12 protein-coding genes and 1 tRNA gene are annotated in these 13,784 nt (G+C 37.1%); 8 read left to right on the top strand and 5 right to left on the bottom strand.

The window, feature by feature from the left end:
* Positions 1–17 precede the first annotated feature (17 nt).
* Complete coding sequence (locus AC59HC_RS17155; protein ID WP_110010694.1) at positions 18–530, top strand: hypothetical protein; 513 nt, start codon at positions 18–20, stop codon at positions 528–530.
* A 90-nt stretch (positions 531–620) separates the two neighbouring features.
* Here AC59HC_RS17155 and AC59HC_RS17150 read toward each other — a convergent pair whose 3' ends face one another.
* The 3 genes from AC59HC_RS17150 to AC59HC_RS17140 form a co-directional block, all read right to left on the bottom strand.
* Entirely contained in the window at positions 621–2,279 is a 1,659-nt protein-coding gene (locus tag AC59HC_RS17150) for a S8/S53 family peptidase (protein ID WP_343641194.1), read from the bottom strand.
* 268 nt (positions 2,280–2,547) lie between these two features.
* A complete protein-coding gene (gene dtd, locus AC59HC_RS17145) occupies positions 2,548–2,997 on the bottom strand; it encodes a D-aminoacyl-tRNA deacylase (protein WP_343641196.1) in 450 nt (149 codons plus the stop codon).
* Positions 2,998–3,006: 9 nt separating this feature from the next.
* Positions 3,007–3,462 carry a hypothetical protein gene (locus AC59HC_RS17140; protein ID WP_411414632.1) on the bottom strand — a complete coding sequence of 152 codons (456 nt, stop codon included), beginning with the start codon at positions 3,460–3,462 and terminating at the stop codon, positions 3,007–3,009.
* Positions 3,463–3,571: 109 nt separating this feature from the next.
* On the opposite strand from AC59HC_RS17140, the gene greA reads away from it, so the two are divergent.
* From greA to AC59HC_RS17105, 7 genes are all read left to right on the top strand, one after another.
* Entirely contained in the window at positions 3,572–4,042 is a 471-nt protein-coding gene (gene greA, locus AC59HC_RS17135; RefSeq protein ID WP_110010698.1) for a transcription elongation factor GreA, read from the top strand.
* Positions 4,043–4,099: 57 nt separating this feature from the next.
* Entirely contained in the window at positions 4,100–4,489 is a 390-nt protein-coding gene (locus AC59HC_RS17130) for an HIT family protein (RefSeq protein ID WP_110010699.1), read from the top strand.
* A gap of 68 nt (positions 4,490–4,557) precedes the next feature.
* Positions 4,558–5,745: an ATP-dependent Clp protease ATP-binding subunit ClpX gene (gene clpX / locus AC59HC_RS17125; RefSeq protein WP_110010700.1), complete on the top strand. Its 1,188-nt coding sequence runs from the start codon at positions 4,558–4,560 to the stop codon at positions 5,743–5,745.
* A 74-nt stretch (positions 5,746–5,819) separates the two neighbouring features.
* The gene (locus AC59HC_RS17120) at positions 5,820–7,793 is read left to right on the top strand and encodes a T9SS type A sorting domain-containing protein (RefSeq protein WP_110010701.1); all 1,974 of its coding nucleotides are present in this window, start codon (positions 5,820–5,822) and stop codon (positions 7,791–7,793) included.
* Between the two features lie 5 nt (positions 7,794–7,798).
* Complete coding sequence (locus tag AC59HC_RS17115) at positions 7,799–8,020, top strand: signal peptidase (protein ID WP_110010702.1); 222 nt, start codon at positions 7,799–7,801, stop codon at positions 8,018–8,020.
* Between the two features lie 61 nt (positions 8,021–8,081).
* Positions 8,082–9,374, top strand: a complete 1,293-nt coding sequence (locus AC59HC_RS17110) for a TlpA family protein disulfide reductase (RefSeq protein WP_343643473.1) — start codon at positions 8,082–8,084, stop codon at positions 9,372–9,374.
* A 44-nt stretch (positions 9,375–9,418) separates the two neighbouring features.
* A tRNA-Met gene (locus AC59HC_RS17105) sits at positions 9,419–9,492 on the top strand.
* 405 nt (positions 9,493–9,897) lie between these two features.
* Here AC59HC_RS17105 and AC59HC_RS17100 read toward each other — a convergent pair.
* Positions 9,898–11,196: an HlyD family secretion protein gene (locus AC59HC_RS17100; protein ID WP_181397983.1), complete on the bottom strand. Its 1,299-nt coding sequence runs from the start codon at positions 11,194–11,196 to the stop codon at positions 9,898–9,900.
* Between the two features lie 312 nt (positions 11,197–11,508).
* Positions 11,509–13,704 (bottom strand): peptidase domain-containing ABC transporter, encoded by a 2,196-nt coding sequence (locus AC59HC_RS17095; protein ID WP_110010705.1) that lies wholly within the window; start codon positions 13,702–13,704, stop codon positions 11,509–11,511.
* Positions 13,705–13,784 lie beyond the last annotated feature (80 nt).

Below are 13,784 nucleotides of genomic sequence, written 5' to 3'. Positions count from 1 at the left end.
TTTAAAATTTAAAAATTATGAAAAATATAGTTCTAACAGCAATGGCCGCTTCAGCTGTACTCGTAAGTTGCGGAACCGTACAGTCGCTGGTTCAGAATACATTTCCATACACAACGAATGTTTTGGTGTCTACGGGAGTTCCTGCAGATAAAGAAGTTTCTTCCACTGCAACAGCTACCAATGTACAGACCTGGTTCGGAGGAAATAACAATGCAAAAATTAAAGACGTAAGAATTTCAGATGCGAAAATCTCTGTAGCTTCTCCTTCAGGAGGAAATCTGGGTGCTTTCAAAACTGTAAAAATATACGTTTCATCCAACGGAACGGGAGAAAGACTCATCGCTTCGCGTTCCAATATTTCCACCAATTCTTCCAGCTTAAATCTTGATCTTAATGATACCGGATTTCTGGATGAAATTGTAAAAAGTTCTGGTTTAACAGTAAGAACAGTGTACGAGCTGAAAAATCAGACCTCTTCAGATATGAACATCAAAGTGGCACTGAATTTCAGCAGTGTTCCTGCGCAATAAGTGCAAAAAAAATTACTATTTAAAACCCTCTTGCAGTATTCTGGAAGAGGGTTTAATGTGAAGTAAAATGTATATAAAAATCTTTATTTTTTAGAGCTTTGTCAGTTTTTCAACAACTCTTCTCTGGCCTTCATTAATATTAATAATATACTGACCTGTCGGTAATTGGGAAATATCAATTTTCTCATTTGGTACAACTGAATTTTTGATAACCGTACGACCCTGAAGGTTAATAATCTCTACATCCAGTTTTTTATTTTCATTGCTTTGAATAGCGATAGAACTGCTGGACGGGTTAGGATAGATCTTAACTTCCAATGCCGGTAAAGCTGTAACAGGTGTTGCCAATTTACTTTCCAGCTGAAGAATCGCATTCTTCACATTGGGAAGAGGTCCGATCTTTTGGCCGGTCACAGTTCCTCCCTGAGGAATCCCCGTTGAAATTAAAAGGTTTTTCATCGCTGAAGGGGTTAAGTACTGACCTGTAGTCTGACGATAGTAAGACTGGATCAAAATAGCCGCAGAAGATACCACCGGCGTAGCAGAACTGGTGCCGCTGAAATAATTATAGGTTCTGTTGTTATCATTGTCATATTTCGCATAAGACCCATAACCTGCTGCCATCACACTGCTTCCCCAGCCCTGTACATCCACTCTGTTTCCATAAGTACTGAAACTTAATTTTGAATGGGTAGTATTGGGAGATCCTGCTCCTACAATGATAGCTCCGCTGTTTCCTCTCGCAAGATACGTAGCATAAAAAGGGTCATCCAGGTTCTGATTCCCGTTACCTGCCGCTGCGATAATAATGATTCCTGAATCAGTAGCAGCTTTTGTAAGATCCCAGATTACTTTATCATATTCTGCAGGACAATATTGCCCGTCTTTTCCGCCAGTCTGCATTTCATACAAAATAATATCTCCGGCCTGAGAAGCGTTGATGGATCTGCTCACGGCAGAAGCTCTGTTATAACCTACTGTCGTCCATTCCATATAGCCTTTTATCTCAGAAGTATTGTAGGCTGCTCCCGTAAGCCCAATATTATCTTTTACAGAACCTAAAATACTTACTACTGCCGTTCCGTGATCACGGTAATTATTATTGGCCAGTCCGGCATTTGGAGAATATCCCGGTTCCAGTTGTATGGAGTTTTGATTAGACAGCATCTCGTGAGTTTTATAGAACCCATATTCTACATCCCGCACACGGATATTCTGGCCTGTGATTCCTCGGGACCATGCATATTTGGCGTTGATTCCCGGATTATCATTCAGGTAGGTCTGCAGGCTTTCCAGATCAGGAGTTGCCACAAAAGCATTTACCAAAGGTGGTTCGATAGGCTCGCCACTCATTACAGATACATATTCTATCTCAGGAAACCTCTCCAGAGTATGGATGATTTTTTCTGAGGTTTCTTTATTTTGAATAGGAATATCAGCCTTATAAATTCTTTTCAGTTTTTCCACAGATTCCGTGGAATTTCCGATGGCCTTGCTGTTTCTGGCCATTTCATCAAGTTTGCTGTCTGTGAAGTCCAGATCATACTTGAATGCGATGTGATTTTCTCTTGAAAATCTTTCCAGATCAGCGTTTCTGCTGAAGGCTGTTTTTTCTGAATTGATGCCTTTTGAAAAGCATACATAAATAATTGAATTTTGTTCAGTAGCCATTTTGGGCTGACTGTCCTGCCCGAATGACAGAGTAGAACAGAACGCAAACAATGCGAAAAGATTGATTTTTGTTTTCATACAATTTTGTTAAATGGTTGTGAATCAGTTTTGATTTGCGTCAAAAATAATAATAAAATGAAAACAAATCACATTTTTGTGAATTTAATTTTAAAATTTTTACTCTTTTCTTTTGTGTAAAGGATTTTTTTTGTTTTTGAGTCATAACCTCACAGGTTTTCAAAACCAGTGAGGGTTAAGAGCGCATATTTTATACGTACTCATCAAAAAAATACGCTTCATAAATTGAAGCGTATCGGATGTATTTTACATATTTGTCTTTTTCTGCTTAGCTTTTGGTAATAGAATCCATTACAATGGTTACAGGCCCGTCATTGACCAGAGAAACCTTCATGTCAGCTCCAAAAATTCCGCTTTCTGTTTTTAATCCCGATTTGGCTATTTCCTCCTTAAAATACTCAAAAAGCGGTATAGCTTTATCCGGTTTTGCGGCCTTTATGAAAGAAGGTCTGTTGCCTTTTTTATAATCTGCAATTAATGTAAACTGGCTGATGCAAAGAATTTCTCCTGAAATATCCTTCACAGAAAGATTAAGCTTGTCATCTTCATCACCAAAGATTCTAAGATTTAAAACCTTCTGTACAAGCCAGTCTGCATCAGCTTTTTCATCATTTTCATCGATACCTGTCAGCAGCATAAGCCCTTTTCCGATTTCACCCACAATTTTTCCGTCCACTTTTACACTGGCTTCGGAGACTCTTTGTATAACGATCTTCATTTTGTATTTTTAATAATAAACATTTAAGGTTTTACTTGCAGCATCGTAACTGTAAGGATAGGTCTTAGGTGGCAGAGAAGTTTTTGCACCCGATTCCGGTTGTCCCGTACTTAAGATCCATCTGGTATTATCCTCAGGACATACGATGGCAATATTATCTTTTACCTCAAGAGTAGTATTGTTATCAGGACATATGTGCGGTGCATTTCTGTCATACACTTTAAATCCGTTGGCTGTACGGACAATAATCAATCCTCTGGTTCCTGACTGTTGCTCGTTCACATAAATCCAGCCGTTGATATTGTTTAAAGCATAATAAGCAGGCAGGTTTAAATTAAGTGATACATTGATAGGAACATTGGGAAAGCAGGTTACCGTATCTTCTCTGCTTCCACATGAGTTTGTGGTTAAATTGCTGAAAATCAATAAACTGAAAATGGATAAGATTGAAAAAGTTTTTTTCATTTCAATTTAAATTTTTATATATTTGTAAAAATTAAACGATTACAACACGAAAACATTGTCCGGCAAATGTCGGATTATTTTTTTATACTAAAACTAAATTTTGAAAATTATGGCAAGCTATGTAACTAAGGAGGGCCTAGAGAAAATGAAAGCTGAGCTGGAACAGTTGGAAACTGTGGAGAGACCAAAAATTACTCAGCAGATCGCAGAAGCAAGAGATAAAGGAGATTTATCGGAAAATGCAGAATATGATGCGGCTAAAGAGGCTCAGGGGATGCTTGAAATGAGAATTTCCAAGCTGAAAGATGTTATTTCTACTTCTAAAATTATAGACGAAAGCCAATTAGATACTTCAAAAGTTTCAATCTTAACAACAGTGAAACTTAAAAATAATGCTACCAAGCAGGAGCAGGTATTTACATTGGTACCGGATAATGAAAGCGACCTGAAGACAGGGAAGATTTCTGTGAATACACCTATCGCAAAAGGCCTGTTAGGAAAAGCTATTGGTGAAACTGCTGAAATTATTTTACCCAACGGAAACAAACTGTCTTTCGAAGTATTAGACATTTCTTTATAGTCTGATATCCCTTTCTATTTCTAAACTTCTAAATATCTAACCCAAACTTCTGATAAAATGAGCACTATATTCACGAAAATCATTAATGGCGAAATTCCCTCTTATAAGATTGCAGAAAATGAAAACTTTATTGCATTCTTAGACGCAATGCCTTTGGTGAAGGGACATACTTTAGTTGTACCTAAAAAAGAAGTGGATCTGATTTTTGATCTTGAAAGTGAAGAATACAAAAACCTTTGGGGATTTGCCCAAGAGGTAGCCAAGAAGATCAAAACTGCAGTTCCATGTGTGAGAGTAGGAGTAGCAGTGGTGGGACTTGAAGTTCCTCATGCGCACATCCATCTGATTCCTTTAAATAAGATGGAAGATATGAATTTCAGAAATGAAAGATTAAAATTAACGAACGAAGAATATACAGAGATTCAACACTCAATTATGAATTCTTAACAACCAGAAAATCGTAAAAAAGTAATTTTTTACGATTTTCTTTAACATATACATATATATTATATCATATGAACTCAAACCAATGTTCTTTCTGCGGCAGAAAAAGAAATGAAGTACAGATGCTGATTTCCGGGCAGAATGGTTTTATTTGTGAAAATTGTATAGAGCAGGCACATGCGATCGTAAAAGATGGTGCATCCAAAACAGGATATTCACCTGCAGACAGCATGGATGAGCTTAAAAAACCAAAAGAGATCAAAGAATTCCTTGATCAGTATGTAATTGGACAGGATCAGGCAAAAAAGCAGCTTTCAATCGCTGTATATAATCATTATAAAAGGTTGCTTCATGCTCAGGACGAAAACAGGGAGGTGGAGCTTGAAAAATCAAACATTATCATGATAGGGGAAACCGGAACAGGTAAAACCCTTCTGGCAAAAACGATTGCCAGAGAGCTTAACGTCCCTTTCTGTATCGTAGATGCTACTATTCTAACAGAAGCCGGATATGTAGGAGAAGATGTTGAAAGTATCCTTTCAAGACTTCTTATGGTGGCAGATTATGATGTGGAAAAAGCTGAAAAAGGAATCGTTTTCATTGATGAGATTGATAAAATTGCCAGAAAATCAGACAACCCAAGTATTACAAGAGACGTTTCCGGAGAAGGAGTACAGCAGGGATTGCTGAAACTGCTGGAAGGAAGTATTGTGAATGTTCCGCCACAGGGAGGAAGAAAGCACCCGGATCAGAAATACATCCAGGTTAATACTCAGAATATTTTATTTATTGCAGGAGGGGCTTTTGACGGAATCAAAGAAATCATCGAAAGAAGAATGAACAAGCAGGCCATCGGGTTCAGTTCTGAAAAAATCAATAAAACTGACGAAGACGAATATATATTAACAAATATTAATGCAATTGATCTTCGTACTTTCGGATTAATTCCGGAACTTTTAGGAAGATTTCCAATCATCACTTACCTTGATAAACTCACCAAAGAGACTCTGGTAAGAATCATGAAGGAACCTAAAAACTCTATTGTGAATCAATTTGTGGAACTTTTCAAAATGGATGGCACAAATTTGGTTATTACAGACGGAGCCATTGAAAAAATCGTAGAAGAAACTATTGAAAAAGGACTAGGTGCAAGAGGTCTTAGAGGGACCACCGAAAAAGTTCTAGAAGACTATATGTTTTCAATAGGAGAGGAGAAAGATATCATCTTAAATGAAGATAATGTTTTGATTAATAGATAAAAAATTTTTTTTTTAAGAAAAATAATAATACCTTTGCGGGTGAAGATTGTATTAACACACAAATAATTTATACAATGAGAAAAAGTTTATTTGCTATAGGTCTTTTAGCAATTAGTTATTCTGTTCAGGCGCAGATACTATGTCATGTTGACACTAATGCTAATATGTATGTGAGCGAAGGCACCCTAGTTTATAGCGGTGGAGGTGTACAAACAAAGGGTAATGGCCTTTTGGACGTGCATGGAAATATTATGGTTGTAGGATCTGGTACAGATGCTTTTAAGACAATTAATGCTGCCGGAACAGGTGATAAAACTGACGGTGGAAATATCATCTTAAGACTTAATACCCCTGCTTCTTTTGCTACTTCCACGTATGGCCAGCTGTACATCGATGGGCTATCCCAGTCCAACATTACGGGTATTGTAACCAAAGAGTACAGAACTACAAGTAATGGTAGTGGTAATTATTTCCAACAAGTTGCTTTGCCTTTCTATGGTAAAGCTTTAAGCTCATTATCTACTGAAGTTGGTAAGACTTTCAATACGGGGAGATACAGCAATCCAATTCTTAAGTGGGACAACGCTAATGCAGTTTCTGCACATTTTACAAATTTAGCAACTACAACTACTGATGGTCCGGGATATTATATGCTGAAAGTTACCAATAATGATTGGAATCCAAGCACACCTGCAACCGGAACAGTATTCAATATTAACGGAAAGCCATATGCTCCGTTAGCTGGAACTGTAACATTGCAGAATGGAGGAAAATCTAATTTGGGACCTTCTAATGTCGTATTCGGAGCTGGTGGTAATGCTGTGAATTCTTACAACGAAAAGTACAACACTTATTTAGATGACAGTTTTGAGTTTACTACAAGCGCATGGGCTGGAACATTTGGACAAAACTGGTATCAGTTTGGTAACCCATTCCTTACCAATTTAGATTTATCTAATATCGGATATACTGAAAGTGTTACCGGATCAGACGGAAATGCTGTAAAAAATATCTGGGGTATTGAATATAACCCGGGTACTGTTGTTACACTTCCGGGAGGTTCTACTTATGCTACAGGTGCTCAGGTGGTTACTTTTGTTACTACAGGTGATGGTGTTGCTCCAGCTGTTGGAGATGTTGATAATGTAGTAATGAAACCTATGCAGTCATTTAAAATAAAGTTAAGAGACAATACAGCTCAGACTTTAGATTTTAATACACTGAGAAGATTCAAATCAACAGCAAGAGCAGCAGGTACCCCTAACGGTGTAAATGCAGCCAGAATGGCTGGTAAAGGTACAAACAGTACAGTGAAACAGCTTGGGGTAATCGGTCTTGATGCTAATGGTAAAGAGATTTCCAGAACATATTATGTGGTTTCTCCATCATTTACAACAGGACACCAGGTTTCTACAGCTACAACAGTTCAGGCTTCAGCAGGTACCAGAATCATTGGTACTTACGAAGAAGCGCTGAATGGTGGGTATGATAACAATTATACTAATTATTGGTTATATATTAACGAAGCTAATGAGAGTAACTTCCAAGGTAAAAATGTTAAGTTAGTTAACTATAAACTTGATCAGGTTAAATCTTATAAGTTCGAGATCAGAGAAAATGCAGAACTTATTCCTGCTGGGACACACCAGTTATCTTCAGGAATTGGTTTCTATTATAAAGCGGAAAATGGAAATTTAGTACAGGCTAAACAAGGAGATGTTGTAGCGGTAACAAATGAAGAAGCTAACTTGTATTACGGTGAGCCAAGTAATATTACTTTGGCTGTAGATAAAACAGCTCCTAGTGTTTCAAGAACACTTGTTGTTTACGATCCATCAGTTACAAATTACATTGTTAGATTTGATCCAAAATGGAAAAAAGCGGACATTCAAGTTTATGATATGAGCGGTAAACTGGTAATCTCTAAAAAAGCGGTTGAAACATCCCGAGATTTTGTAATCGAGCTTGATGGCTCAGTTAAAAATTCATATGTTGTAAAAATCGTTTCTGATAAGGGAGAAACTGTTAATACTAAAATCTTAAAATAAACCACATGAAAACTATTAATAAACTAGTTCTGGCGTTTTTCCTGTTTGCTGTATCTTTAGCAAATGCCGCTCCACCACAACCAGCAATCCCGGGAGGAGGAGGAAACGGAGGAAATGGTACCGGGTCACCTGCCTCACCAATTGATATGTATGTATATGTACTTGGTATCGTAGCAATTGGATTTATTGTTTACTTTACAAAAAAGTACAAGAGCGTAAAAGCATAAAATTTTATTAAAATAATATTAAACTCTCTGATTAGTCAGGGAGTTTTTTTATTTTTACTATATGAAAAAAATTTATATGCTATCTGCAGTTTTAACTGCATTTGCTCTGCAGGCTCAATTTACTGTTACAATTCAGACTCCGGCAGATTTTAAAGATCAGGACGCTATTTTATATACATTAAACGGATCGAAAGATATTATTGTTACTAAAGAACAGAGTAAGAATAGTACGTGGACTTTTAAATATCCGGGCCATTATATGGGGATGATGAAAGTCTATTTCCCTGGCTCCAATAATACCGTAAGCTTTATTTCTGAAAATAAAAATGTCAACTTTAAACTGGATATTCAGAATAATAAAGTGAAGGATGTTATCTATCTGGATGAAGCCAATAATCTGATGAGTAAACAACAGGAGGGTTCACAAAAGAAAGAGCTTATTTTACCGGCTTTAGCACAGATTAAAGAATATTATAAAGATAATACCGACTTTGGAAAAGCGCTGAAAACAGAAATTGACAGGCTTTCCGGTGCATCAAGCTCTATTGATGCAGCGCAACACCCGTTTATTGCTTATTACAATACGAATTACAGCAAGTTTCTTTCCAACTCTCCTGATGCCGTGAAAAAAATAGATCAGGAAGAAATAATCAACTTTCTGGACAAATCCGGTGATATGCTTGAAAGCTCATCATTATTAAGACCTTTGTTGGTAGCTTATCTGAATTCAGGAGGGAATACAAACGTTACGGCGTCTGTTGATAAGTTATTGGATCGTTTAAAAGTAGAAACTCCAAGAGGGCAGACTGTATTGTCAGAATTGATTGATATTTTTGATGTCTATCAGATGGATGAATATAAGAGTAAATATCTGTCTCTTGCCAAAAATCTTAAGTGTACCATTAACGATAGACTTGCTTCTACGTTGAAATCGAACGCCAATATTGAAATGGGGGCGGTTTTCCCTAATTATAAGTTCCAGTCACCTGTTAATACCACTGCCAAATCATTACACGATATTAAAGCAGATAAAAAGGTCGTTGTCTTCTGGTCTTCCACATGTTCACACTGCGAAAGTGAACTTCCGAAACTTCTGGAAAAATACAATGACCTGAAATCAAAAAATATCCAGATTGTAGGACTGTCTTTGGATGTGGATAAGAATTCATATACCCAAAAAATCGCTGCATTTCCCTGGGTGAATGATTCCGAATTGAGAGGATGGAACAGCAGTTACACAGATTTGTATAATATTCATGCAACTCCGACGTATTTTATTTTAGATGCTAACAATAAGATAATCAGCAAACCAGATCATGTTGGAGATGTTTTAGAATATTTTAAGGTAAAATAATTTTGGAGGTAAAGAAATATTTTCTATATTTGCACCACCAAAACGGCGAGGTAGCTCAGTTGGTTAGAGCGCAGGATTCATAACCCTGAGGTCACGGGTTCAATTCCCGTCTTCGCTACAATAAACCGCAATCATTACACCAATGATTGCGGTTTTTACTTTTAAAAAAATTAATACTTTACTCTTTAATTCTTTCAACTCAATTTTATTTTTAATAATTTCAGTCTTCTGATGGAGTATTAAGGGAATAATTATACTTTTCAGCGTTAGTACTGAGATCATTTATTCATCTTACGTTATTATCTCTTTTATATTCGCCTTTTTGCTGTCTTTTTTTGATGATCTTATTGTCAGTAATAGAAATCCTTTGTTTCGCTGAATTATGGCTGTAATGGACTGTTTAAAAGGAAAAGTATATTGCGTTCCGGAAAATAGGATTAGATTGGTTGCCATCTTAAAAATAAAGAATAAAAAAACCGCCTTACATATCTGTAAAACGGTTTTAATGTTTTTTAAAAGCTTATCAAACCTGATATCCGAGCAGCTTTCTGATCTGATAGAAGAATCTTTCAATCAGTCGCAGATCCTGTGTGACAATCTCTGCACTGCCTCTAAGCTCTTTATCGAATGTAAGTGTTTTATTGTAGCTTGTTTTTAATCCTTTTGGCAAGATCACATCTACATAGTAGTTTCCTTTATCATCAGGAATCAGGGAGATGTTCTGTACTTTTCCTTCGATGATACCGTACTCCTGGAATCTGTAGTTATCCAGTTTAATCAGAACTTTTTCACCCGGAGTTATTTTTCCTGAGTTTGTTGTAGGTACGGACATTCTGCCCACCAACTGCTCTTTATTTTTAGGGAGAATAGAAAGGATGGGTTCACCTACCTTTACGAATTGATTCTCGCCGAAAAACTGCTGAAAACTGGCAACGCCGTCTGTGGATGAGATCACCAGATAGTTCAGCTCCCACTGTTTCAAAGATTTTCGCAGCTGTTCAAGAAGCTGCAGGGTTTGTGACGAATAGGTAATTCTGTCTTTTTCTGTGTTAATGGCAGTTCCGCTTTTGGTTTTATTCAGGTTGGAGATGCCTTCATCCATTTGTGATATGGAAATTTTAATATTCTCAAGATTTTGCTGAGCCTGAAGATATTTGATTTTTTCGTTTTCAAGTTCCATAGCAGAGATAACACCCTGATTAAATAGTTCCTGAGATCTGTTGAAATTTTTCTTAGTCAGATCATACTTTATAGATTCCAGGTTTTTCTGCTGTTTTAATGTGGCAATTCTTACTTTATATTCTGAAATACTCTGATTGGCCGCCAGATTTTCGGGAGCGTATGGCTGTAATCTTGTAAAAAGGGCTTCGTCCTGAAATGCTTTTGCAAAACTGTTGTACTCACCCTGTAATTCACCGAGCTTAAATCTTGAAGCCTGGGCAATAGGGAAGGAGTATAATTGATCGGGAGTGATGGAGTCTACCAGTTTTTTAAGCTCTAAAATATCCTTATAGTTGGCTGCAGACTGCATCACCATCAGAACATCATTCTTTTTAACTTCCTGGTGGTCTTTTATGAATATTTTTTCAATTTTAGAGCTGGTTCGTGCTTCTATTTTCTCAGGAGGGTTCTGAGAAGTCACAATAATAGGAGCCGGTACAAATTCGGGATATTTTATAATGTAGCTCATTAAGAGAATCAATAGCAGGATAATAAATATCACCGTATTTCCCCAGCGGATCATCCAATGCGGCGGCTGGGTAAGAATATCCTGTACGCTTTCTGAGCGGAGTTCAATATTGTCTAAAACGTCTTCTTTCATTGTTATGTAGTAAAATTTCCCCCAATATTTCAGGGGGAATATAATTTAAATAATTGGGCAGTTCCCGTCATACCATGATGGTGGCGAAGTGTCTGCATCCGGCGGGCATTCAAAGTGCTTTATGCGGCATGGTACCCAGCTGCCTAGACACCAGGATCCACAGCAGTTGTTGTCCGGAATAATAACACCTCCGCTGACAAATGTCAAATCTTTTCTCGAAAGTTTTTTAAGATTTTTCATGATTACTATTATTTTTTATTTTTCCTACTCTGTAAGCTTTTCGGATTCCGCTATATGGTGGCTTTATCTTGGTTAATTTCCTAATTCAAGCTGGTTTCTTACCAATCTGTAATATTCTCCTCTTAAGTCTACCAGCTCAGCATGGCTTCCTTCTTCTACCACTCTTCCCTGATCCAGTACAATGATTTTGTCTGCATGTCTTACTGTGGAAAGTCTATGGGCAATCACCACTGCTGTTTTGCCTTTGAAGAACTGCTCAAGGTTTTCCATGATCACTTTTTCATTATTGGCATCCAGTGCAGAGGTAGCTTCATCAAATAAAATATATTCAGGAGCTTTATAAACAGCTCTTGCAATGAAAAGTCTCTGTTTCTGACCACCACTTACTCCAACGCCCTCATTTCCGATTTTGGTGTTATAGCTTAATGGAAGACTTTCAATAAAATCTTTGATATTGGCTATTTCTACAGCACGTCTCAGCTTTTGTTTATCTATATGATCTTCACCAACAGCAATATTGTTGGCAATGGTGTCATTGAATACATATCCTTCCTGCATGACAACACCGCAATGATCCCTCCAGTATCTCGGAGAAATATTTTTCATATTGGTATTTCCGATTCTGATTTCACCCTGATCAGGATCATAAAACTTCATCAGCAGTTTCAATAAAGTTGTCTTTCCACTTCCGCTGGCCCCGACAATTGCTGTCGTTTGCTGATAAGGTATTGTAAGGCTGAGATTTTCAAAAACCGGAACATCGGAACCAATATACCTGAACGACATATCTTTGATTTCAATATCTTGTTTCGGAACATCGGTAACATATTGCTCATTCTTATCTTCTTCATCATCTTTATCGTGGATTTCTCCTAATCTTTCAAGAGAGATTTTAGCATCCTGTGTCTGCTTGATAAAGTCGATAAGCTGGAGAAGCGGGCTGTTCAGCTGTCCGATGATATACTGAACAGAAAGCATCATCCCCAAAGTAAGGTTTCCGCTTAAAACAAGTTTGGCAGAAAGAAAACTCACCAGAATATCTTTCATCTGATTGATAAAATTACCTCCCACAGACTGCCATTGTTCTAAGGATAGAGATTTTATCCTGATTTTAAATAGTTTTACCTGAAGAAATTCCCAGTCCCATCGTTTTTGTTTTTCAGCATTATGCATTTTGATTTCCTGCATTCCGTTGATAAGCTCGATGACTTTACTCTGCTCCTGAGATACCTGAGAGAATCGCTTATAATCAAGTTCTTTTCTTTTTTTCAGGAAGAAACTGATCCATCCGATATATAATACTGCTCCAACAAGATAAACAAGGAAAAGCCTGTAATCATAAAACAGTAAGACAATACTGAAAATGATAAGGTTCACCAGTGAGAATAATGTATTCAATGAAGAACTTGTAAGGAGCTGTTCAATTCTGTGATGGTCATTAATTCTCTGCATGATATCTCCTGTCATCCTGGTATCAAAGAAACTTATCGGAAGTTTCATCAATTTAATAAAGAAATCGGAGATGATCGAAATGTTAATTCTTGCTGAAAGGTGGAGAAGAATCCAGCTTCTTATGGTTTCAATTCCCATTCTTCCCAGAAATAACATAATCTGTGCAAGCAAAACCACATAGATAAAATTAATATCCTGGTTCTGGATGCCGACATCTACAATACTTTGGGTAAGAAAAGGAAATATAAGGGAAAGTAAACTCCCACCTAAAAGTCCGATCGCAAGCTGTATAACAAGTGTTTTGTACTTTAGAAGATATTTGGAAAGGAATGTAAAACTTGCCTTACTTTCTTCTGCATCAAATTCTGTTTGAAAGAATGCAGGAGTAGTTTCAAGGATCAGGACAATTCCCTCTTCTGTATTTTCGTTGGCATTTTCTCCAATCCAGGACTTGATGAATTCTTCTCTGGTATAAGTGATCAGTCCATAGCTGGGATCTGAGATATATACTTTGTTATTTTTGTCAATTTTGTATACAACTACAAAGTGATTTTTATTCCAGTGTGCTACACATGGAAATGGAACTTCTTCTTTGAGGGTATTGAAATCGATCTGGACTCCCATTGACCGGAATCCCAGATTTTCTGCGGCATCACTCAGCCCAAGAAGGCTGCTTCCTTCACGGGTGGTTTCGGAGAGGTTACGAATCTGCTGCAGGGATATACTTTTACCATAATACTTACTTACGATCCTGAGACATGTAGGACCGCAGTCTTTGGTATCTGGCTGCTTATAAAAAGGAAACTTTTTTTTCAAAACTACTACTCATTATAAAATGCCGCCAATAGATGGCGACATTTTTGCTTTAATTCAATTATAATTCAATGAAATGGTAA

It is taken from the genome of Chryseobacterium sp. DZ-32 (genome assembly GCF_059587025.1).
Note: the sequence above shows the minus strand (reverse complement) of the source record. Positions and strands in the feature narration are given on the sequence as shown.

What these genes read in the sequence shown, in the direction of transcription:
- AC59HC_RS17140 (WP_411414632.1), bottom strand. Translation starts at nt 3,462, where the DNA reads ATGAAAAAAACTTTTTCAATCTTATCCATTTTCAGTTTATTGATTTTC.
- dtd (WP_343641196.1), bottom strand. Translation starts at nt 2,997, where the DNA reads ATGAAGATCGTTATACAAAGAGTCTCCGAAGCCAGTGTAAAAGTGGAC.
- AC59HC_RS17110 (WP_343643473.1), top strand. Translation starts at nt 8,082, where the DNA reads ATGAAAAAAATTTATATGCTATCTGCAGTTTTAACTGCATTTGCTCTG.
- AC59HC_RS17120 (WP_110010701.1), top strand. Translation starts at nt 5,820, where the DNA reads ATGAGAAAAAGTTTATTTGCTATAGGTCTTTTAGCAATTAGTTATTCT.
- greA (WP_110010698.1), top strand. Translation starts at nt 3,572, where the DNA reads ATGGCAAGCTATGTAACTAAGGAGGGCCTAGAGAAAATGAAAGCTGAG.
- AC59HC_RS17130 (WP_110010699.1), top strand. Translation starts at nt 4,100, where the DNA reads ATGAGCACTATATTCACGAAAATCATTAATGGCGAAATTCCCTCTTAT.
- AC59HC_RS17155 (WP_110010694.1), top strand. Translation starts at nt 18, where the DNA reads ATGAAAAATATAGTTCTAACAGCAATGGCCGCTTCAGCTGTACTCGTA.
- clpX (WP_110010700.1), top strand. Translation starts at nt 4,558, where the DNA reads ATGAACTCAAACCAATGTTCTTTCTGCGGCAGAAAAAGAAATGAAGTA.
- AC59HC_RS17115 (WP_110010702.1), top strand. Translation starts at nt 7,799, where the DNA reads ATGAAAACTATTAATAAACTAGTTCTGGCGTTTTTCCTGTTTGCTGTA.
- AC59HC_RS17100 (WP_181397983.1), bottom strand. Translation starts at nt 11,196, where the DNA reads ATGAAAGAAGACGTTTTAGACAATATTGAACTCCGCTCAGAAAGCGTA.
- AC59HC_RS17150 (WP_343641194.1), bottom strand. Translation starts at nt 2,279, where the DNA reads ATGAAAACAAAAATCAATCTTTTCGCATTGTTTGCGTTCTGTTCTACT.